The following is a 20,943-nucleotide window of genomic DNA, read 5'->3' on the forward strand; positions in this document are numbered from 1 at the left end:
TCGCTTGCGCCTGCGGCGCTTTGTTCCCCAGCCCCGCCCCTTCCCGCAGCATCTGATGCGCGGCTCCGCCGCGGCCGGGGCTCCGCCCCGGACCCGTGCCCGGGTGCGGCTTGAGTGCTCCCCCAGCTAACGCTGGGAGGTGCCCCCAGCGGCGGGCTTGTTCCCCTACCCCGCCCCTTCCCGGCTGCATCTGAATTTGCGGCTCCGCCGCGTGGGGGGGCGCTGCCCCAGACCCCGCTGTGCGGGTACGTCGGCTGACGCGCAGCGCCTGCGGCGCTCGTCCTCAAACGCCGGACGGGCTGATTTCAGCCCGTTGGGGGCACCTCTGGGGGCACCCCCGGACGGAGTCTGGGGGAGGTAGCTGGGGGAGTTTGAGGACACCGCGCGGAGCGCGGTCAGGGGGTCCGGGGTCTCCCCGGTTCCGGGAAGGGGCGGGGCAGGGGAACAAGCCCGCCGCAGGCGAAAAGCGAGCCCCCGGAATCAATCCCCCGCCACCTCCCCGAACCGCGCCAGCGTCAACGCCCCCAGAACCGCCAGCACAAACCCCGCCACAGCCAACGGTTCGAGACCGGAGCGCGTCCCGTCCCCCAGCCAAGCCACCCCCACCACCGCCGGCCCCAACGTCTCCCCCAGCACCATCCCCGCCGTAGCCGCCGTCACAGAACCCCGCTGAAGCGCCGACGTGAGCAGCATGAAAGCCGCACCACCGCCCAGAATCAACGCGTAAGCCGCCGGATTCGTGAGCACGCCCCGCACCGAGAAGTCGTCGACGAGGCGTACGGCCACCTCCACGACGCCGAAGCCGATGCCCGCGCCCAGGCCCAGCGCCGCCGCCCGGGAGCGGCCCGGCAGGCGGCCGGCCAGGGCGCCCAGGCCCAGGACGGCGGCGGCGACGGCGAGGGTGCCCACGCGCAGGGCCGTGGAGCCCGTACGGTGGCCCTCCGCCCCCGAGGCGAGGCCCAGCATCGCCAGCCCGCCGCACACCACGCACACCGCGGCCCACTCCACGCCGCTGAGCCGCACGCCCAGCACCCGGGAGGCCACCACGGCCGTCACCGCGAGGCTCGCGGCGAGGGCGGCGCCCACGGCGTAGATCGGCAGGGACCGCAGCGCGACCAGCTCCAGCAGGAAGCCCAGGCCGTCGAGGGCGAGTCCGGCCAGATATCGCCACTGCCGCAGCACCCGCAGCAGGAGCATCGGGTCCACGCCCGAGCCGCTGCCGGGCGCGGAGGCCCGGGCGGCGACGGCCTGGAGGACGGACGCGGTGCCGAAGCAGACCGCCGAACCGAGCGCGCAGAGCATCCCAAGAAGCACGCCCCGAACTGTAGGCCGCCCGGCGGCCGGCCACACGACTTCCCCCTTTAGGGTGAACGCCGCAGCGGGAACCCGCTGCACGGAACGCATTCTGACGGGGGTCGGAACATGGCGGAGAAAGCGCGCAGGCGCCTGCGCTCGTCCACGGTCGTACTCGGCAGCATGGGCGCCCTCGCGGCGGCCCTCACCTCCTGTGGCTCCGAGCCGGACAAGCGCTGCGTGGACCCGAAGAGCTACGACGCGGCCAAGGGCGGCTACCGCGTCCTCGACCGGAAGGCGTGCTCGGACAAGAACTCCGGTCGCACGGCGGGGACTTGGTACTACAACAGCGGCAAGTCCGGCACGTACACCGGCGGCGGCACCTTCGACAGGAGCAGCGCCGTGCACCGTGGCGGCTTCGGCTGCTCCGGTTCGAGCGGCGGCTGAACCGGCCGTGCGCCGCCACCGCATCACCGCCCGCCCGGACTGGCAGAGCGTCGTCGAGGAACAGGGCGTCGTCTATCCGCTCACCCGGCACCCGGACGGCTCGCTGCGCCCGTACTGGGACGAGAGCGCGTACTACTCCTTCTCGCTCGCCGAGGTCGAGGCGCTGGAAGCCGTCGTGGCGGAGCTGCACGAGATGTGCCTGGCCGCGGCCGCCCACATCGTCGACCGCGGCCGCTTCGCCGAACTCGGCATCACCGACGGCCGGCTCGCCGGCCTGGTCGCCGAGTCCTGGCGGCGGCGGGACGAACTCCCCTCCGTCTACGGCCGGTTCGACCTGCGCTACGACGGGCACGGCCCGGCCACGATGCTGGAGTACAACGCCGACACCCCCACCTCGCTAGTGGAGGCGGCGAGCGCCCAGTGGTTCTGGATGGAGGACCGCTTCCCCGACGGCGACCAGTGGAACTCCCTCCACGAGCGCCTCGTCGCCGCCTGGCGGCGGCAGGCGGACCTGCTGCCGCCCGGCGCCCCGCTGCACTTCGCGCACTCCGCGGGCGACGAGATCGGCGAGGACCTGATGACCGTCGCCTATCTGCGGGAGACCGCCGGACAGGCCGGGATCGACACCCGCGCGATCTCCATGGAGGACATCGGCTGGGACCCGCTCTCGGGCCGCTTCGTCGACGAGCGGTACGCCTTCATCCGCGCCTGCTTCAAGCTCTACCCCTGGGAGTGGCTGGCCACCGACCCCTTCGGCGGGCACGCCCTGGACACCCTCGACAACGGCGGCGGTACGGGCTCCACCCTGTGGATCGAGCCGGCCTGGAAGATGCTCCTCTCCAACAAGGCGCTGCTCGCCGTCCTGTGGGAGCTCTTCCCCGGCCACCCGAACCTGCTGCCCGCCTACCTCGACGGCCCCCGCGAGCTCGCCGCCGGCCGCGGCTACGTGGCCAAGCCGCTCCTGGGCCGCGAGGGCGCCGGCGTCACCGTCCACCCCCCGGGCGCCGCGCCCCACACGCCCGGGGAGCCCTGCTGCTTCCAGGCGCTGGCACCGCTGCCCGACTTCGACGGCAACCACGTCGTCCTCGGCGCGTGGACCGTCGACGGCGAACCCGCAGGCCTCGGGATCCGCGAGTCCGCGGGCTTGATCACGGACGGCTACGCGCGCTTCCTGCCGCACGTGATCCGCTGAGATGCGGGCGTTCCGGGCCTGTGTCAGCCTGGCCGCGAGAGGAGTGAGCGCAGATGGCCGGTGGAGACAAGTCCCGGGACAAGGCGGCGCGGAAGAAGGACCAGACGAAGTCCAAGGCGGCCCAGGAACGCGAGAAGTCCGACGACCGGGCACGCCGGGAAAAGGTGGACGCGGAGCTGGAGGAATGGAAGGCGCGCGAGATCTTCGACCGCAATTTCGACGCGTGACGTGACGCTGCGCTTGGCTGTGGCGGATTCCGGGTGCGGGTTGCTTGCGCCTGCGGCGGGCTTTTCCCCTACCCGCCCCTTCCCGAAACTGGGGGCTTCGCCCCAGACCCCGAAGCACGCTTCGCGCGCTGTCCTCAAACTCCCCCAGCTACCTCCCCCAGACTCCGTCCGGGGGTGCCCCCAGAGGTGCCCCCAACGGGCTGAAATCAGCCCGTCCGGCGTTTGAGGACACCCGGCGGAGCCGGGTTGGGGTCCGGGGTCTCCCCGGTTTCGGGAAGGGGCGGGGTAGGGGAACAAAGCCCGCCGCTGGGGGCACCTCCCAGCGTTAGCTGGGGGAGCACTCCAGCCGCACCCGGGCACGGGTCCGGGGCGGAGCCCCGGCCGCGGCGGAGCCGCGCATCAGATGCTGCGGGAAGGGGCGGGTAGGGGAAAAGCCCGCCGCAGGCGGCAACGGACCCGCGCCCACCCCTACGCCGACAGAACCCCCCGCAACTGATCAAGCCCCCAATCCAGATCCTCCTTGCTGATCACCAGCGGCGGAGCGATCCGGATCGTCGACCCGTGCGTGTCCTTGACCAGAACCCCCCGCTCCATCAGCCGCTCGGAGATCTGCCGCCCCGTGCCGACGGAAGGGGCGATGTCGACACCGGCCCACAGCCCACGCCCCCGCACGGCCTCCACCGCACCGCCCCCCACCAGCAGGCCGAGCTCGTGGTGGAGGTGGTCGCCGAGCTCCGTCGCGCGCTGCTGGAACTCGCCGGACCGCAGCATGGCCACGACCTCCAGTGCCACCGCGCAGGCCAGCGGGTTGCCGCCGAAGGTCGAGCCGTGCTCGCCGGGGCGGAAGACGCCGAGCACCTCGCGGGAGGCGACCACGGCGGAGACCGGCACGACCCCGCCGCCGAGCGCCTTGCCCAGGACGTAGATGTCGGGCACCACGTCCTCGTGGTCGCAGGCGAAGGTCCGGCCCGTGCGGCCGAGGCCCGACTGGATCTCGTCCGCGATGAAGAGCACCCCGCGCTCGGCCGTCAGCCGCCGCACGCCCGGCAGATAGCCGGCGGGCGGCACCAGCACCCCGGCCTCGCCCTGGATGGGCTCCAGCAGCACGGCCACGGTGTTCTCGTCGACGGCCGCCTCCAGCGCGGCGAGATCGCCGTACGGCACGATCTCGAAGCCGGGGGTGTACGGACCGTAGTCGGCGCGCGCCTCCTCGTCCGTGGAGAAGCTGATGATCGTCGTGGTGCGGCCGTGGAAGTTGTTCCCGGCCACGATGATCTTCGCCTGCCCGTCCGGGACGCCCTTGACGCGGTAGCCCCACTTACGCGCGGTCTTCACCGCCGTCTCGACCGCCTCCGCGCCCGTGTTCATCGGCAGCACCATGTCCTTGCCGCACAGCGCGGCCAGCTCGGTGCAGAAGTCGGCGAAGCGGTCGTGGTGGAAGGCGCGTGAGGTGAGCGTCACCCGATCGAGCTGCGCCTTGGCCGCGTTGATCAGCCTGCGGTTGCCGTGGCCGAAGTTGAGGGCGGAGTAGCCGGCGAGCATGTCGAGGAAGCGCCGCCCCTCGACATCGGTCATCCACGCGCCCTCCGCATAGGCCACGACGACCGGCAACGGGTGGTAGTTGTGCGCGCTGTGGGCCTCGGCGGCTGCGATGCTGCGTTCCGTGGATGTCACCATGTGCTCCGTTCCGTGTGCGGGGCAGGCTGCTGTGGCTTTTCTACACCCCCTTCCGCACCACAGGACCGAGTCCGGTTGCGCACCTGAGAGAATGTGCTCATGGCCCTCGATCGTCCGCGCGCTCTCTCCGGTATCCAGCCCACCGCAGGTTCGTTCCACCTCGGGAACTACCTCGGTGCCATCCGGCAGTACGTGGCGCTGCAAGAGACCCACGACGCCTATTACATGGTCGTCGACCTGCACGCGATCACCGTGCCGCAGGACCCCAAGGAGCTGCGCGCCAACACCCGCAGCGCCGCCGCGCAGCTGCTGGCCGCCGGGCTCGACCCCGAGCGCTGCACGCTCTTCGTGCAGAGCCACGTGCCCGAGCACGCCCAGCTCGGCTGGCTGATGAACTGCATCACCGGCTTCGGCGAGGCGTCGCGCATGACGCAGTTCAAGGACAAGTCGGCGAAGCAGGGCGCGAGCCAGACCACGGTGGGTCTGTTCACCTACCCCATCCTCCAGGTCGCGGACATCCTGCTCTACCAGGCGAACGCGGTTCCGGTGGGTGAGGACCAGCGTCAGCACATCGAGCTCACCCGTGACCTCGCCGAGCGCTTCAACGCCCGTTTCGGTGACACTTTCACCATGCCCTCGCCGCACATCGTCCGCGAGACGGCGAAGATCTACGACCTCCAGGACCCGACCGCCAAGATGAGCAAGTCGGCGTCCACCCCCAAGGGCCTGATCAACCTCCTCGACGAGCCCAAGGTCTCCGCGAAGAAGATCAAGAGCGCGGTCACCGACACCGACACGGTGATCCGCTTCGACGCCGAGAACAAGCCGGGCGTCAGCAATCTGCTCACCATCTACGCCACGCTCACCGGCACGGGAATCGCCGAACTGGAGCAGAAGTACGAGGGCAAGGGCTACGGTGCGCTCAAGACCGACCTCGCCGAGGTCATGGTGGAGTGGGTGACCCCCTTCCGCGCCCGTACGCAGGAATATCTGGACGACCCCGAGACGCTGGACGCGATTCTGGCCAAGGGCGCCGAGAAGGCCCGTACGGTCGCCGCCGAGACCTTGGCGCAGGCGTACGACAAGATGGGCTTCCTGCCCGCGAAGCACTGAGCACGGCGAGCACGCAGCAGGCATCGATCGAGCGCCGGGCGAACCGGTAGCGGCCGGCCGCGCGCCCGGGACCACGAGTCCCGGGCGTGCGGGACCAGGGATCCTGGCACCGGGGGCGGCGCAGCCGTCACACTGGCCACGAGGACACGCAGGCGCACAGGAGGGAGAACGCAATGGGGACCGTAACGCTCGGCGTTTCGATCGCGGTCCCGGAGCCGTACGGCAGCTTCCTCCAGAAGCGCCGCGAGGGCTTCGGGGACCCGCACGCGCACGGCATCCCCACGCACGTCACCCTGCTGCCGCCCACCGAGGTCGACGCCTCGGCCCTGCCCGTGATCGAGCAGCACCTCGCCGAGGTCGCGGCGCTGGGCCGCCCCTTCCGGATGCGCCTGTCCGGCACCGGCACCTTCCGCCCCCTGTCGCCCGTCGTCTACGTCAACGTGGTCGAGGGCTCCTCCTCCTGCGCCTGGCTCCAGAAGCGCGTCCGCGACGGCTCCGGGCCGCTCGCCCGCGAGCTCCAGTTCCCCTACCACCCGCACGTCACCATCGCCCACGGCATCGCCGAGGAGGCGATGGACCGGGCGTACGCCGAGCTGTCGGAATTCGAGGCCGCCTGGACGGTCACGGGCTTCGCGCTCTACGAGCAGGGCGACGACGCGGTGTGGCGCCTGGAGCGGGAGTATCCCTTCGGGGCACCGGTGGAGAGCGCCGCCCCCACCCGGTCGAGCGCGGCCTGCCCGCCGGCCCCCTACCGCTGAGTCCCGGAGGGTTCGCGGGGCCCGCACGTGGCAATGTGTGGGTCCATGCAATGGCTGACCCGGCTGCCCTGGATCGGGCCTCTGATCGCCCGTCTCATGCGCACGCACGCATGGCGTTCCTACGAGACCCTCGACCGTGTGAAGTGGACCCGGCTGGCCGCCGCGATCACCTTCACCAGCTTCCTCGCGCTCTTCCCGCTGCTCACCGTCGGCGCCGCCGTCGGTGTGGCCGTGCTCAGCAAACGGCAGATGCAGGACCTGGAGCACAAGCTCGCCGAGCAGGTGCCCGGCATCTCCGGTCAGCTCGACCTCAGCGGCCTCGTCGACAACGCCGGCACCGTCGGCGTCCTCGCGGGCGCGGCGCTGCTCTTCACCGGCCTCGGCTGGGTCGGCTCCCTGCGGGAGTGCCTGCGCGCGGTGTGGGAGTGCGAGGAGAACCCCGGCAACCCCGTGCTGCTGCGCTTGAAGGACGGCGTCGTCCTGCTGGGCCTCGGCGGCGTCGCCCTGGTGTCGCTGGGCTGCTCCGCGTTCGCCTCGGCGGCGGTGGGCTGGGTGGTCCACCGGGTCGGCCTCGAAGGCGTCGGCGGGCTGCTCACGGCGCTGGGCTTCTGCGTCGCCGTCCTCGCGGACTACGTGCTGATGCTCTATTTCCTGACCCGCCTGCCCGCCGTCCACCCCACCCGGCACCGCCTGCTCGTGGGCGCCCTCATCGGCGCGGTCGGCTTCGAACTCCTGAAGCTGCTGCTCAGCGGCTATCTCCAGCATGTCGCGGCGAAGAGCATGTACGGCGCGTTCGGCACGCCGATCGCTCTGCTGCTGTGGATCAACTTCATGGCCAAGCTTCTGCTTTTCTGCGCGGCGTGGACCGCGACGCCGTCGCGGGAGGCGTGACGCCTGCGGCGGGCTTTTTCCCCACCCCGCCCCTTCCCGAAACTGGGGGCTGCGCCCCCAGACCCCCGAAGCACGCTTCGCGCGCTGTCCTCAAACTCCCCCAGCTACCTCCCCCAGACTCCGTCCGGGGGTGCCCCCAGAGGTGCCCCCAACGGGCTGGTTTTCAGCCCGTCCGGCGTTTGAGGACACCCGGCGGAGCCGGGTTGGGGTCCGGGGTCTCCCCGGTTTCGGGAAGGGGCGGGGCTGGGGAACAAGAACCGCCGCCCTGAACCGCTACTTCTTCCGCCGCACAAGATCCGGCAGCGGATGCCGCCGATGCACCATGAATCCCGCGACCGCCAGAAGGACGAGCACGGCCCCCGTGATCCCCATCGCCGTCCACATGCCGCCACCCGAACCGGCGACAGAAGCCTGCGTCCGGTCGGCGGACGGACGGCCGGTGCCGTCGCCGGACTTGCCCGTGGACTTCGGTGCGACGAGCGTGCCGACAGGCTTGACGTGCCCGGCCGCCTCGAAGCCCCAGTCGAGGAGCTTCGCGGTCTCGGTGTAGACCTCGTACGGCTCGCTCTTCTCCGGGTTCATGACGGTCACCAGCAGCTTGCGGCCGTCGTGCTGGGCCACGCCGGTGAAGGTGTTGCCCGCGTTCGTGGTGGAGCCGTTCTTCACCCCGGCCATGCCCTTGTACGCGGGCACACCCTGTCCGGTGAGGAGCCGGTTGGTGTTGACGATCGTGAACGACCCCCGCTTCCCGTCTTTCTTCTCCTCGTCGGGGAACTGCGCGGTCACCGTCGAGCAGTATTCGCGGAAGTCGGCCTTCTGGAGCCCGGAGCGGGCGAAGAGCGTCAGGTCGTAGGCGCTGGAGACCTGCCCCTCCTCGTCGTAGCCGTCGGGGCTGACGACGTGCGTGTCGTTCGCCTGGAGCTCGTCCGCGTGGGCCTGCATGTCCTTGACGGTCTGCGGGACGCCGCCGTTCATCGTGGACAGCACCCGCACCGCGTCGTTGCCGGAGCGCAGGAAGACGCCGAGCCACAGGTCGTGGACGGAGTAGGAGGAGCCCTCGCGGACGCCGACGGCGCTGCTGCCGGCGCCCATGCCCTCCAGGTCGGACGGTGCCACCTTGTGCACCTTGTCGCGCGGGAGCTTCGGCAGCACCGTGTCGGCGAAGAGCATCTTGAGGGTGGAGGCCGGGGGCAGCCGCCAGTGCGCGTTGTTCGCGGCGAGGATCTCGCCGGACTCGGCGTCGGCGACCAGCCAGGAGCGGCCGCTGACGTCCTGCGGCAGCTGTGGCGCGCCCGGGCCCAGCTGCACCTGGGGACCGGGCCTGCCGAGGAGTTCGCCGCCCACCGTGGACATCCGGGCGGGCGGGGTCTTGGGGGCGCCCTTGCCGTCGGCCGGGTTGTCGGCGGCGGCGGGAGCGGCGGTCATCAGCGGGAGGAGCAACGAGGCGGCCGCCGCGAGGGCGGGGCGGTAGCGGCGCGTCGCGGCGTACCGCGGGGGGTGTGATGTCGTCGGCACGTCCGTGAACGTACCCCGCCGCCCGTGGCCTGTGGATGGTGCCTCACCGGTGCGGGTACCGGCCGGGGACCCGATAGGGGGATCCGAGGCGGCCGAACGCATACTGAAACGCATGCAGAGTTCTTCCGGAGAGACCACCGGCGCCTCTCCCGCCCCCGCCGTCCTCTCCCGTCGCGTGTCCTGGTTCCTGCTCGCCTTCGGCGCGTGGTCGTGGGTCATCTGGATCACCTTCGCGAAGAATCTGTGGAAGGACGGCAGCGGGCTCGCCTTCGACGACGCGGGTGACCCGACCACGTACTTCTGGGTGCATCTTCTGCTCGCGATCACCTCGTTTCTTCTGGGGACGGCTGTGGGGATCGTCGGGTTGCGCGGCGTGCGGGCACTGCGGCGCACCTCATAGCGGGAGGATTCCGGCCACCTCCGCCGGTCGCCGCCGATCACTTGGCCGATTCCCGGGACGTGGGGGCGCTCGTGTGTTTGGGTGATGCGCATCACGGGCGGAGGGGGCGCGAGGATGCGTGCGGGCCGGTTACGGACGGGTGCGGCGGCGGCCGCGGGAGCGTTGCTGCTGACGGCGGGGGCGGCCGGCTGCGGGCTGGGTTCGCCGGGTGAGGCGGACCGGGGGCCGATCACGGTCGGCACGACGGACACGGTCACCGCGCTCGACCCGGCGGGCGCCTACGACGTCGGCTCCTGGGCGCTGTTCGGCAATCTCTACCAGTCGCTGCTGACCTTCACCCCCGGCTCCAGCACCCCGCTGCCGGACGCGGCGAGCCGCTGCGGCTTCCGGGGCCACGGCCTGATGACGTACGTGTGCACCCTGCGCGACGGGCTGAAGTTCGGCAACGGACACGACCTGACGGCGAAGGACGTGAAGTTCTCCTTCGACCGGATTCGGCGCATCCACGCCGAGCAGGGGCCCGCGCCGCTGCTGGAGACGCTGGACGCGGTGGAGACGGCCGGGCAGACGATCACCTTCCGGCTGAAGGTGCCGGACGCCACCTTCCCCTTCAAGATCGCCACGGGCGCCGGATCGATCGTGGACGCCACGCTCTATCCCGCGGACGCCCTGCGGCAGGGCAACGGCGCCGACGGCTCGGGCCCGTACGTCCTCAAGGACTACCGGCCCGGCGTGAGCGCCGAACTGCGGCCCGCCAAGCACTACGTGGGCGCGGTCAAGCCCAAGGGGAACGCCGTGACCGTGCGCTATTTCGCGGGGCCCGAGAAGCTGAGCGAGGCGTGGAAGCGGCGGAGCATCGACGTCGCCGGCCGCCAGCTCCCCCCGGCGGACATCGCCGGGCAGTCGCCCTCGGACACCGGCTCGAAGCTCATGGAGTCCACGGGCTCGGTCGCCCGCTCGCTCGTCTTCAACCTGCGGGACGGCTCGCCCGTGCGGCAGACCGCCGTGCGCAGGGCGATCGCCGCGGTCGTCGACCGGCAGGCCCTCGCGCGCGACGTCCACCTGCGCACCGTCGAGCCGCTGTACGCGCTCGTCCCGCAGGGCCTCACCGGCCACACCACGTCCTTCTTCGACGCCTATCCCACGCCGGACGCGGAGAAGGCCAGGACCCTGCTGCGCCAGGCGGGCATCACCACCCCGGTGCGCTTCGGCCTCGCCTATTCGCAGGGTGCCGCCACCGACCAGGAGGCGGCCCTGCTGAAGAGGCAGCTGGAGGCCACCGGGCTGTTCGAGGTGACCACCCGGCACGTGCCGTGGGCGGAGTTCCTGGCCGGGTACGCCCGCGGCGCCTACGACACGTACTGCGTCAGCTGGCTCGCGGACTTCCCCGACCCGGACACCTTCACCACGTCCATCGTCGGCAAGGACTCCGCCCTGCACTCCGGCTACACCAACCCCCGTGTGGAGCAGCTCATCCGCGACACCCAGCAGGAGGAACAGCGCATCCGCACGTCCGACGACTTCCGGGCCATCCAGAAGATCATCGCGGAGGACGTGCCGCTGGTGCCGCTGTGGCAGAAGAAGGAGTACGTGCTGGGCGACGCGGACATCTCCGGCACGGAATACCTCTCGGACGGCACGGGCACCTGGCGGCTGTGGCAGCTGGGGCGTATGTGATCAAATCCTGATGGAGCGTCAGAGCCCGTGACGGGCAAGGAAGTCCAGGATCAGCTTCTGCCACTGGTCGGGGCGCTCGGCCATGACGATGTGGCCGGTGTCCACCTCGGCGTACTCCGCGCCCGGGATGGCCTCGGCCAGCATCCGGGAGTTCTCGGGGGAGACCAGGGTGTCCTGGAGCGGGGCGATGACGAGGGTGGGCACGGAGATGCCCGCGAGGTCGGCCGTGGTGTCCGTCGTCTGCACCACGGTCGCCTGCTCGGCGGCGCCGGCCGGGACGCCCTTGACCAGCAGGCTGTAGAACGCCGCGAGCTGCCCCTGGGGCATCGCGTTGAAGAACCCCGGGCTGAAGCCGCTCAGCGCGGTGAACCGCGCGAAGCTCTCCAGGTCGCCGTTCTCCAGCAGCGTGTGCCACAGGTCCAAGGAGGCCAGGACGCGGTTGTCGGCCTTGGCCAGACCCGCCGTCAGCACCAGCCCCCGCACCCGCTCGGGATGGCGGGCCGCGATCCGTACGGACACCTGCGTGCCCATCGAGTAGCCGACCAGGGTGAAGGTGTCGAGGCCCGCCGCGTCGGCCTGGGCCACCAGCGCGTCGGCCAGCAGATCGGCCGTCAGCACGTCCGCGCGCGGCGTGGCACCGGAGCCGGGGTAGTCGGGCGCGACCACGGTGTGGTGGGCGGCGAGGGAGGGGATCAGCGTCGTGAAGTTCCCCGCGATGCTGCCGCCCGCGCCGTGCGCGAGCAGCACACCGGGGCCGGAGCCGCGGACGGCCGTGGACAGGGGTATCGGAAGCAGCTGTGTCATGCCGTCGAGCCTGTCATGTGACACGGTGTCAAGGTCAAGCAGGATCCGCCGGATCCGGGTGCGCGAAAGGCCCCGCTCCCTTGCGGAAGCGGGGCCTGACGCGTCGTCGTACGACCGGGGTCAGTAGCGGCGCGTGATCAGGGCGCGCTTGACTTCCTGGATCGCCTTGGTGACCTCGATGCCACGGGGGCACGCGTCGGTGCAGTTGAACGTCGTGCGGCAGCGCCACACGCCGTCCTTGTCGTTCAGGATCTCCAGCCGCTGCTCGCCGGCCTCGTCACGCGAGTCGAAGATGAAGCGGTGGGCGTTGACGATGGCCGCCGGGCCGAAGTACTGCCCGTCGTTCCAGAAGACCGGGCAGGACGACGTGCACGCCGCGCACAGGATGCACTTGGTGGTGTCGTCGAACCGCTCGCGGTCCTCGGCCGTCTGGAGGCGCTCACGCGTCGGCTCGTTCCCCTTGGTGATGAGGAACGGCATGACGTCGCGGTACGCCTGGAAGAACGGCTCCATGTCGACCACGAGGTCCTTCAGGACCGTGAGGCCCTTGATGGGCTCGACCGTGATCGGCTTGCTCGGGTTGAGGTCCTTGATCAGCGTCTTGCACGCCAGGCGGTTCTTGCCGTTGATCCGCATGGCGTCGGAGCCGCAGATGCCGTGCGCGCAGGAACGCCGGAACGTCAGCGAGCCGTCCAGCTCCCACTTGATCTTGTGGAGGCCGTCGAGGACCCGCTCCTTGGGGTCGATCTCCAGCTGGAAGTCCTGCCAGCTCGCCTCGGCCGCGACCTCCGGGTTGAACCGGCGGACCCGGAAGGTGACCGTGATGAGGTGCGAGGAGGTGGAGTCCGCCTCGAGCTTGTCCAGGGTCGGGGTTGCCATCAGTACTTACGCTCCATCGGCTGGTAGCGGGTCTGCACTACCGGCTTGTAGTCGAGGCGGATCGAGTCCTTGCCGTCCTTGCCGACCTCGCGGTACGCCATGGTGTGGCGCATGAAGTTGACGTCGTCGCGGTTCGGGAAGTCCTCGCGGTAGTGACCACCGCGCGACTCCTTGCGCGCCAGCGCGGACACGGCCATCACCTCGGCCAGGTCGAGCAGGTTGCCCAGCTCGATGGCCTCCAGGAGGTCGGTGTTGAAGCGCTTGCCCTTGTCCTGGATGGACACGTTCTTGTAGCGCTCGCGCAGCTCGGCGATCTTCTCGACGGCCGTCTTGATGGTCTGCTCGGTGCGGAAGACCATGACGTTGGCGTCCATGGTCTCCTGGAGCTCCTTGCGGATCTCGGCGACCCGCTCACCGCCCGTGGCGTTCCGCAGCCGCTCGACCTGCTCGGCGACAAGCTGCGCCGGGTCCTCCGGCAGCTCGACGAAGTCGGCCTTGGCGGAGTATTCGGCGGCCGCGATGCCGGCCCGCTTGCCGAAGACGTTGATGTCCAGCAGCGAGTTGGTGCCCAGGCGGTTGGCGCCGTGCACGGACACGCAGGCGACCTCGCCGGCGGCGTACAGACCAGGCACGACGGTGTCGTTGTCGGCCAGCACCTCGCCCTTGACGTTGGTCGGGATGCCGCCCATGGCGTAGTGCGCGGTGGGCTGGATCGGGATCGGGTCCGTGTAGGGCTCGATGCCGAGGTAGGTCCGCGCGAACTCGGTGATGTCCGGGAGCTTGGCGTCGAGCTGCTCCGGCGGCAGGTGGGTGAGGTCGAGGTAGACGTGGTCGCCCTCGGGACCGCAGCCACGGCCCTCGCGGATCTCCGTGTAGATGGAGCGCGAGACGACGTCACGCGAGGCGAGGTCCTTCATGACGGGCGCGTACTTCTCCATGAAGCGCTCACCGTCCTTGTTGCGGAGGATGCCGCCCTCGCCGCGGGCGCCCTCGGTGAGGAGGATGCCCATGCGCCAGATGCCCGTCGGGTGGAACTGGAAGAACTCCATGTCCTCCAGCGGCAGGCCGCGGCGGTAGCAGGCCGCCTGGCCGTCACCCGTGAGGGTGTGCGCGTTGGAGGTCACCTTGAAGAACTTGCCGGTGCCGCCGGAGGCGTAGATGACCGACTTGGCCTGGAAGACGTGGATCTCGCCGGTGGCGAGCTCGTAGGCCACCACACCGGCCGACTTCTTGACGCCGTCGACCTCGGTGATCAGCTGGTCCAGGACGTAGAACTCGTTGAAGAACTCCACGCCCTCCTTGACGCAGTTCTGGTACAGCGTCTGGAGGATCATGTGGCCGGTGCGGTCCGCGGCGTAGCAGGACCGGCGGACCGGGGCCTCACCGTGGTTGCGGCTGTGACCGCCGAAGCGGCGCTGGTCGATGGTGCCGTCCGGGGTGCGGTTGAACGGCAGGCCCATCTTCTCCAGGTCGAGGACGGAGTCGATGGCCTCCTTCGCCAGGATCTCGGCGGCGTCCTGGTCGACCAGGTAGTCGCCGCCCTTGATCGTGTCGAAGGTGTGCCACTCCCAGTTGTCCTCCTCGACGTTCGCGAGGGCGGCGGCCATGCCACCCTGCGCGGCGCCGGTGTGGGAGCGGGTGGGGTAGAGCTTCGTCAGCACCGCGGTGCGGCTGCGCTTGGTCGACTCGATGGCCGCGCGCATGCCGGCGCCACCCGCGCCGACGATGACGGTGTCGTACTTGTGGATCTTCATGGTCGCGTCAGCCCCGGGCTCTAGCGGATGTTCGGGTCGAAGGTGAAGATCACCAGCGTGCCCAGCAGGACGGTGAACACCGTGGCGGCGTACAGCAGGTTCTTCAGCCAGAAGCGGGTCGTGGGCCGCTCCGCGTAGTCGTTGATGACCGTGCGCAGGCCGTTGGCGCCGTGCAGCATCGCCAGCCACAGCATGACCAGGTCCCATGCCTGCCAGAACGGCGAGGCCCAGCGGCCGGCCACGAAGGCGAAGCCGACCTTGGACACGCCGCCGTCGAGCACCAGCTGGATCAGCAGGTGACCGAGGACCAGCACGACCAGGACGATGCCGGACAGCCGCATGAACAGCCAGCCGTACATCTCGAAGTTGGTGCGGGTCGACTTCGGCGTCTTCTTGGTGCGCTTGCGGGGCGGCTCGATGACCGGAGCCGGGTGGTCCACGTCGTAGAGCGACACGGAGTCGTTCACAGCGGGGGTGGTGTCAGCGGACATTACGCGTCAGCTCCCGAACAGCGTGCGCAGCGTGTGCTGGAGCACGGGGTAGAAAGCGCCGATCATGAGCACGCCCCAGACGAGGACCACGGACCAGAGCATCTGCTTCTGGTAGCGCGCGCCCTTGGACCAGAAGTCCACGGCGATGACGCGCAGACCATTGAGGGCGTGGAAGAGGATGGCGGCGACGAGGCCGTACTCCATCACATTGACGACGGGCGTCTTGTACGTCGCGACGACATCGTCGTAGGCCTCGGGAGAGACGCGAACGAGAGCGGTGTCGAGGACGTGCACGAACAGGAAGAAGAAAATGAGGACGCCGGTGACTCGATGAGCCACCCATGACCACATGCCTTCCCGGCCGCGGTACAGCGTTCCAGCCGGCACGGAAAACCCTCCGGGAGCGGGGATCGGGGCCTGCCGGCTTCACTGTCAGCGGGCCCGGCCGGGTACGGTCCACCGGCCCTGGCCATCGTAGCGACGCCTTGTCGGTTCTTTCGCCCGGGGTCGTCGGGTGTGGTCAATCACGCACGTACGGACCAGTGCGAGGGCCGAAAGGGCCGTTCGGGGGCGGGTTCCGGTGCCGGACAGGCCCCGCTTCCATGATCTTTAGGCGTTATGTCCCATGGTGCTGCCGGGTGTCGTGGCTCCGGGTGCACGGGATGTCGGGGGCGAGCCGGATCAGCCGGCCGCGGGCGAGGCGGGCGAGCTCGACTGCGGTCGCGGCGGCCTCCTCCTCGACGGTGCCCTCCAGCCGGGAGCGGAGCGCGGCGAGGGCGCGGTCGAGGGCCTCGGCGGGCCGGCAGCCGTCCAGGCACAGCACGAAGACGTGGCCGAATCTGTGCTCATAGGCGGCCTGGCCCCGCGTCAGGGCGGCCAGCGCGGCGGAGCCGGCGGATATGCCGGGCCCCGCGCGCCGGACCAGCGCCGGATACGGGCCCCGCTCGTCGGCGAGCGCCTCGGCGAGATCGGCCGGGGCGAGGACGTGCGCGGCCCGGTCGGCGGCCCGGAGCAGGGCGGCGAGATCGGGATACGGGCGCCCGGCCACCAGCTGCCGGGCCCACCGGCGGCTGCCGCAGCAGGCGAGGAGGGCGGCTTCGGCGGCGCCGGGCACCGCGGAGTTGAGGCGGTCGAGACCGTGGCGGGCGGGGCCGTGCAGCGTGGGCTCCTCGGAAGTGCGGACCGTGGGGGTACGGATCCGTGCACAGGGGACGAGGGGCGGTGCACAGGGCCGTACGGGCGATGCGGGGCCGTGCGGGTCGAACCGGGCGTGGCGTGCGGATCCGTCATGCGGTCGTGATCGGCTTGTGATGCGAGGACGCGTGAGAACTCCACGGTCCGGCGTGCACACTGGGCCGCCACCGTAGCGATGGTTCTCGGCCACTGTCCGACGGATGCGCGAATTTCCTTCGTACGGGCTGCCCTGGGCGCGTGGTGGACACCCGTCCCGGGCACAGTCGGATTACGGTCTCCTCATATTTGCCCTGAATAGGAGGCTTTGCTCCCATGGGTCCACCTTTCGGAATCACCCGGGCCAGTGTGGCGCGGGGCACCGTCGCCGGTGCCGCGCTCCTCGCGACCATGACGATCATGGGCTGCCCCCGGGACGGCGCCCCGCACGCCGCCCGGGACGACTCCCGCTCCCCGCAGGCGTCCCCCTCCTCCGCCACCCACCCGGCCCCCGGCCAGGCCCCCGTGGTGCAGGGCACCCCGCGCACCGTGCCCGCCCTGCGGTCCACGACGCCCGCCGCCGGGCCCGGCTGGCGGCCCGCCCCCGGCGCCCGCGTCGTCACCGACCCGGCCGGCCCCCTCGCCGACGAGGCCCGCCGCCTGGCCGACGAGCTCAAGCTGGGCACCGCCCCCGCCCCCGCCCACCCCGGCGACATCGAACTGGCCCTGCGCCCCGGCCAGAGCGGTGGCCCTGAGGCGTACGAACTGACCACCCGCGACCGCCAGGTGCTGATCACCTCCGAGGGCGAGGCGGGCGTGTTCTACGGCACGCGCACCGTCCTGCAAGCCGTGCGCTCCGGCGGCGGGCTCCCCGAAGGCGTCGTGCACGACGCCCCCGACCGCGCGCAGCGCGGGCTCAACCTCGACACCGCGCGCAAGCACTTCACCGCCGCCTGGATCGAGGACCGGCTGCGCGAGATGGCGGACCTCAAGCTCAACCAGCTCGCCCTGCACTTCTCCGACGACCAGGGCTTCCGCATCGAGAGCGACACCCACCCCGAGATCGTCTCCCCGGACCACCTCACCAAGGACGAGGTCCGGCACATCCTCGCCCTCGCCGACTCCCTGCACATCACCGTCGTCCCCGAGCTCGACTCACCCGGGCACCTCGGCGCCGTCATCAACGCCCACCCGGACCTCCAGCTCCGCGACGCCACGGGCACGGCCCTGCGCGGTGCCGTCGACATCGCGAACCCCGACTCCGCCGACATCGTCGACGACCTGCTGCGCGAGTACGCGCCCCTCTTCCCCGGCCCCTACTTCCACCTCGGCGCCGACGAGTACCGCGCGCTGACGTACAAGGACCCCGAGTCCTCCTTCCCGGCCCTCACCGAACTGGCCCGCCGCCGCTACGGGCCCAAGGCCCGCGTCCAGGACCTCGCCACCGGCTGGCTCAACGACCGCGCCGCCGTGCTGCGCACCCTCGGCAAGAAGCCCAAGGCGTGGAACGACGGCTTCTTCACCGGCGGAGTCATCAGCGCCGACAAGGACATCGAGGTCGAATACTGGACCGGCAAGGAACTCGGCGCGCGCGACCCGCAGGAATACCTGAACGAGGGACGCACGGTCGTCAACCTCAACGACGAGTACCTCTATTACGTACTCGGCCAGCCGAACCAGTTCACCTACCCCACCGGGCAGCGCATCTACGAGGAGTGGTCGCCCTCCGTCCTGCGCGCCACGAAGCCGGTGGAAGGCGGCGCGACGGCCGTGCGTGTCCCTGGCGGGAGGCTGGCGGTCTGGTGCGATCGCGCTGACGCGCAGTCCCCTCAACAGGTGGCGGACGGGATCCGCCTCCCTCTCGCCGCTCTGTCCCAACGCTTGTGGGACGCGGGCCGGCCGTCGCTGCCGTGGAAGGATTTCGTGTCTCTGAGCCAGAGGGTGCACTGAGGGCTTGCCTGCGGCGCTTTGTTCCCCACCCCGCCCCTTCCCGAACTGGGGCTCCGCCCCAGACCCCGGTCCTCAAACTCCCCCAGCTACCTCCCCCAGACTCCGTCCGGGGGTGCCCCCAGAGGTGCCCCCAACGGGCTGATTTGGCTGATGTGGGTGCCCATTCAGCCCGTCCGGCGTTTGAGGACAGCGCGCGAAGCGTGCTTCGGGGGCCTGGGGCACGCGCCCCAGTTTCGGGAAGGGGCGGGGCTGGGGAACAAAGCCCGCCGCAGGCGCAACCGACCAGCCCCAATACCTCCCCGCACCCAAAAGGCCCTACCCTCCGGGAGGTACGCACGCGCACTTGAACGAGGGCCCGATGAAGATCGAATTCTTGCTGCACAACGCTTACGGCATCGGCGGCACCATCCGCTCCACCGTCAACCTCGCCGCCGCCCTCGCCGACAGGCACGACGTACGCATCGTCAGTGTCAACCGCCCCGTGGACGAACCCGAGCTCACCATCGACCCCCGGGTGCGCCTCACCCCCCTGGTCGACCTGCGTGAGGGCACCGACACCGACGAGTACGAGGCCCCCCTCAACCAGCAGCCCAGCGAGATCTTCCGGGACGAGCGGATCGACAACGGCCGGATGGCGGCGACGGCCCTCACCGACCAGCGCGTGGCCGCGCACCTCGCGGACACCGACGCCGACGTCGTCATCGCCACCCGCCCCAAGCTCATCGGCTACCTCGCGAAGTACGGCAGCGACCGCTTCCTGCGGCTCGGCCAGGAGCACCTCACCCATGAGGCGCACGTCCCCGAGCTGCACGCCGTGATGGACCCGGCGATCGCCGCGCTCGACGCCTTCGCCACCGTCTCCGAGGCCGACGCGGGTCACTACCGCGAGGCGCTCCCCGACGCCCACGCGCGCATCCTCTCCATCCCCAACGCCGTACCGGCGCCGGTCGCCGAGCCCTCCGACGGCACCTCCCGGACGATCGTCTCGGCGGGCCGCCTGGTCGGGGTGAAGCGCTACGACCGCCTCGTCGCCGCCTTCGCGAAGATCGCCGCCGAGCGCCCCGACTGGAACCTGCGGATCTACGGCCGCGGCCCCGCCAAGGCCAAGCTGCGCAAGCAGATCGAGGAACTCGGGCTCTACGAGCGCGTCACGCTCATGGGTGCCCGCTCGCCCATCGAGACCGAGTGGTCGAAGGGCGCCGTGGCCGCCGTCGCCTCCGACGCCGAGTCCTTCGGCATGACCATCGTCGAGGCCATGCACGCCGGGCTGCCGGTCATCGCCACCGACTGCCCCTACGGCCCGCGCGAGATCCTCACCGACGGCACCGACGGCATCCTCGTCCCGCTCGACGACTCCGACGCCGTAGACGCCTACGCCGAGGCCCTCCTGAAGCTCACCGGCGACGCCGGCCTGCGCCGGAGCCTCGGCGCGGCGGCCCGTCAGACCGCCCACCGCTACGAGCCCTCCCGGATCGCGCAGCGCTACGAGGAGCTCTTCGAGGAGCTCCGCCCCGGCTCCACCGCCGCCGCGCCCGCGCCGGAGAAGAAGGGCGGCTTCCTGCGCGGCCTCTTCGGCGGCAAGGCCAAGCAGCCGGCCGCCGCCGCGCCCGCGCCGCAGGGCGGCACCGCCAACCCCGAGGCCCGCTGCGCCGTCGAGGCCGACGGCTCCCTGACCGTACGGCTGCGCCCGGAGCAGCTCACCTCCGCCGACACCCACGTCCTGCTCCGCCACCGCGGCAGCAAGGGCAAGGAGGCCGTGCGCGTCCCGCTGGCCGGCGACGGCACGGCGCGGATCGAGCGCGCCGCGCACACCATGTCCGAGGGCCGCTGGGACACCTACGTCGAGCGGTCCGGTGACAAGTCCCGGCGCCGCCTGGCCGCGGCGCTCGTCGAGCAGAAGGCCCTCCTCGGCCTGCCGCTCGCGGTCTCCGGTGCCGGGGTGACGGCCTGGGTGCCGTACGAGACGAGCGACGGCTTCCTCGCCGTCCGCACCTGGCTGCGCCCCGAGCACGCCGAGGCCACCGAGGTGCGCGTCGGCGACGACGCGCTCACCGTCACCGTCACCCTGCACGGCACGCCCCTGACCGAGGACGCCGAACTCGTCGCCCGCCTCCGGCACGGCGACGGCCCGGCCGGTGATGTCCGCGCACCCCTGGAGAACGGCAGCGCCACCCTCCCGTACGCCCCGATGGAGAAGCGCATCGCCGAAGACCAGGACCTCTGGGACCTCTGGCTCCGCCCGAAGCCCGGAGCCGCCCTGGTCCGAGTGGGCCGCCTCGCGGGCGACTTCGCCGACCGCAAGGGCATCGACACCTTCCCGGCGGCAACCCGGGGCGAGGTACGGCTGCGCCCTTACTTCACGGTGACGAACGACTTGACGGTGACGGTGAAGGACGCGTCGACGGCTGAATAACCAGCCCGTCCGGCGTTTGAGGACGCGCCCGCAGGGCGCTTTCCGCCGCAGGCGGCAACGGGCCTGAGGTTCGGGGTCTGGGGCAGCGCCCCAGTTTCGGGAAGGGGCGGGGTAGGGGAACAAAGCGCCGCAGGCGCCAACGCACCCGCACCCGGGGGTCTTGGGGCCGCGTTCCGGCTTCGGGGTACGCGAAATCCAGCCCGTCCGGCGTTTGAGGACGCGCCCGCAGGGCGCCCCCGCCGCTGGGGGCACCTCCCAGCGGTAGCTGGGGGAGGCAACGGACCCGCACTCG

General features: G+C 71.1%; 19 protein-coding genes. 10 read left to right on the forward strand and 9 right to left on the reverse strand.

Translation table 11 applies throughout. From position 1 onward, the window contains the following. Positions 1-480 precede the first annotated feature (480 nt). Positions 481-1,302, reverse strand: coding sequence for a hypothetical protein (locus ACFY1P_RS27580; RefSeq protein ID WP_361528918.1), 822 nt, complete (start codon positions 1,300-1,302; stop codon positions 481-483). Positions 1,303-1,422: 120 nt separating this feature from the next. On the opposite strand from ACFY1P_RS27580, the gene ACFY1P_RS27585 reads away from it, so the two are divergent. The 3 genes from ACFY1P_RS27585 to ACFY1P_RS27595 are packed head-to-tail and all read left to right on the forward strand — an operon-like array spanning position 1,423 to position 3,159. Then, positions 1,423-1,740 (forward strand): hypothetical protein, encoded by a 318-nt coding sequence (locus ACFY1P_RS27585; protein WP_361528883.1) that lies wholly within the window; start codon positions 1,423-1,425, stop codon positions 1,738-1,740. A gap of 7 nt (positions 1,741-1,747) precedes the next feature. Then, positions 1,748-2,932 carry a glutathionylspermidine synthase family protein gene (locus ACFY1P_RS27590; protein ID WP_390752130.1) on the forward strand — a complete coding sequence of 395 codons (1,185 nt, stop codon included), beginning with the start codon at positions 1,748-1,750 and terminating at the stop codon, positions 2,930-2,932. A 53-nt stretch (positions 2,933-2,985) separates the two neighbouring features. Then, a complete protein-coding gene (locus tag ACFY1P_RS27595) occupies positions 2,986-3,159 on the forward strand; it encodes a hypothetical protein (protein ID WP_361528879.1) in 174 nt (57 codons plus the stop codon). Between the two features lie 468 nt (positions 3,160-3,627). Here ACFY1P_RS27595 and rocD read toward each other — a convergent pair whose 3' ends face one another. Next, positions 3,628-4,836: an ornithine--oxo-acid transaminase gene (rocD, locus tag ACFY1P_RS27600; RefSeq protein WP_390752131.1), complete on the reverse strand. Its 1,209-nt coding sequence runs from the start codon at positions 4,834-4,836 to the stop codon at positions 3,628-3,630. Between the two features lie 99 nt (positions 4,837-4,935). Here rocD and trpS point away from each other — a divergent pair, with 99 nt between their 5' ends. The 3 genes from trpS (at position 4,936) to ACFY1P_RS27615 (ending at position 7,598) form a co-directional block, all read left to right on the forward strand. Beyond that, positions 4,936-5,949, forward strand: a complete 1,014-nt coding sequence (gene trpS, locus ACFY1P_RS27605) for a tryptophan--tRNA ligase (RefSeq protein WP_361535260.1) — start codon at positions 4,936-4,938, stop codon at positions 5,947-5,949. 173 nt (positions 5,950-6,122) lie between these two features. Beyond that, positions 6,123-6,707 (forward strand): 2'-5' RNA ligase family protein, encoded by a 585-nt coding sequence (locus ACFY1P_RS27610; protein ID WP_361535263.1) that lies wholly within the window; start codon positions 6,123-6,125, stop codon positions 6,705-6,707. A gap of 45 nt (positions 6,708-6,752) precedes the next feature. After that, a complete protein-coding gene (locus tag ACFY1P_RS27615; protein WP_361535265.1) occupies positions 6,753-7,598 on the forward strand; it encodes a YihY/virulence factor BrkB family protein in 846 nt (281 codons plus the stop codon). 273 nt (positions 7,599-7,871) lie between these two features. Here the strand turns inward: ACFY1P_RS27615 and ACFY1P_RS27620 are convergent, their stop codons facing one another. Continuing rightward, a complete protein-coding gene (locus ACFY1P_RS27620; protein ID WP_390752132.1) occupies positions 7,872-9,113 on the reverse strand; it encodes a D-alanyl-D-alanine carboxypeptidase family protein in 1,242 nt (413 codons plus the stop codon). 112 nt (positions 9,114-9,225) lie between these two features. On the opposite strand from ACFY1P_RS27620, the gene ACFY1P_RS27625 reads away from it, so the two are divergent. Then, positions 9,226-9,513 (forward strand): SCO4848 family membrane protein, encoded by a 288-nt coding sequence (locus ACFY1P_RS27625; RefSeq protein ID WP_361533668.1) that lies wholly within the window; start codon positions 9,226-9,228, stop codon positions 9,511-9,513. A 114-nt stretch (positions 9,514-9,627) separates the two neighbouring features. Next, entirely contained in the window at positions 9,628-11,190 is a 1,563-nt protein-coding gene (locus tag ACFY1P_RS27630) for an ABC transporter substrate-binding protein (RefSeq protein WP_390752133.1), read from the forward strand. Positions 11,191-11,208: 18 nt separating this feature from the next. Here ACFY1P_RS27630 and ACFY1P_RS27635 read toward each other — a convergent pair whose 3' ends face one another. The 6 genes from ACFY1P_RS27635 to ACFY1P_RS27660 all read right to left on the reverse strand — a co-directional run bounded on the left by ACFY1P_RS27635 (position 11,209) and on the right by ACFY1P_RS27660 (position 16,232). Beyond that, on the reverse strand, positions 11,209-11,994 hold the full coding sequence (locus ACFY1P_RS27635) for an alpha/beta hydrolase (RefSeq protein WP_361533674.1): 786 nt from the start codon (positions 11,992-11,994) through the stop codon (positions 11,209-11,211). Positions 11,995-12,114: 120 nt separating this feature from the next. Then, positions 12,115-12,873 carry a succinate dehydrogenase iron-sulfur subunit gene (locus ACFY1P_RS27640; RefSeq protein WP_361533677.1) on the reverse strand — a complete coding sequence of 253 codons (759 nt, stop codon included), beginning with the start codon at positions 12,871-12,873 and terminating at the stop codon, positions 12,115-12,117. Then, the gene (gene sdhA / locus ACFY1P_RS27645; RefSeq protein ID WP_361533680.1) at positions 12,873-14,627 is read right to left on the reverse strand and encodes a succinate dehydrogenase flavoprotein subunit; all 1,755 of its coding nucleotides are present in this window, start codon (positions 14,625-14,627) and stop codon (positions 12,873-12,875) included. The genes ACFY1P_RS27640 and sdhA overlap by 1 nt, the downstream gene beginning before the upstream one ends. Positions 14,628-14,647: 20 nt before the next feature. Beyond that, complete coding sequence (locus tag ACFY1P_RS27650; RefSeq protein ID WP_361533683.1) at positions 14,648-15,118, reverse strand: succinate dehydrogenase hydrophobic membrane anchor subunit; 471 nt, start codon at positions 15,116-15,118, stop codon at positions 14,648-14,650. A gap of 6 nt (positions 15,119-15,124) precedes the next feature. Further along, on the reverse strand, positions 15,125-15,505 hold the full coding sequence (sdhC, locus tag ACFY1P_RS27655) for a succinate dehydrogenase, cytochrome b556 subunit (protein WP_361533686.1): 381 nt from the start codon (positions 15,503-15,505) through the stop codon (positions 15,125-15,127). Positions 15,506-15,734: 229 nt separating this feature from the next. Then, positions 15,735-16,232, reverse strand: coding sequence for a 2-oxo-4-hydroxy-4-carboxy-5-ureidoimidazoline decarboxylase (locus ACFY1P_RS27660; protein ID WP_390752134.1), 498 nt, complete (start codon positions 16,230-16,232; stop codon positions 15,735-15,737). Between the two features lie 392 nt (positions 16,233-16,624). Here ACFY1P_RS27660 and ACFY1P_RS27665 point away from each other — a divergent pair, with 392 nt between their 5' ends. Next, positions 16,625-18,238, forward strand: coding sequence for a family 20 glycosylhydrolase (locus ACFY1P_RS27665; protein WP_390752135.1), 1,614 nt, complete (start codon positions 16,625-16,627; stop codon positions 18,236-18,238). A gap of 358 nt (positions 18,239-18,596) precedes the next feature. After that, positions 18,597-20,651, forward strand: coding sequence for a glycosyltransferase (locus tag ACFY1P_RS27670; protein ID WP_390752136.1), 2,055 nt, complete (start codon positions 18,597-18,599; stop codon positions 20,649-20,651). The last annotated feature ends 292 nt before the right edge of the window (positions 20,652-20,943 follow it).

Origin of the sequence: Streptomyces sp. NPDC001407 (assembly GCF_042895325.1) — a bacterium.
GTDB lineage: Bacteria > Actinomycetota > Actinomycetes > Streptomycetales > Streptomycetaceae > Streptomyces.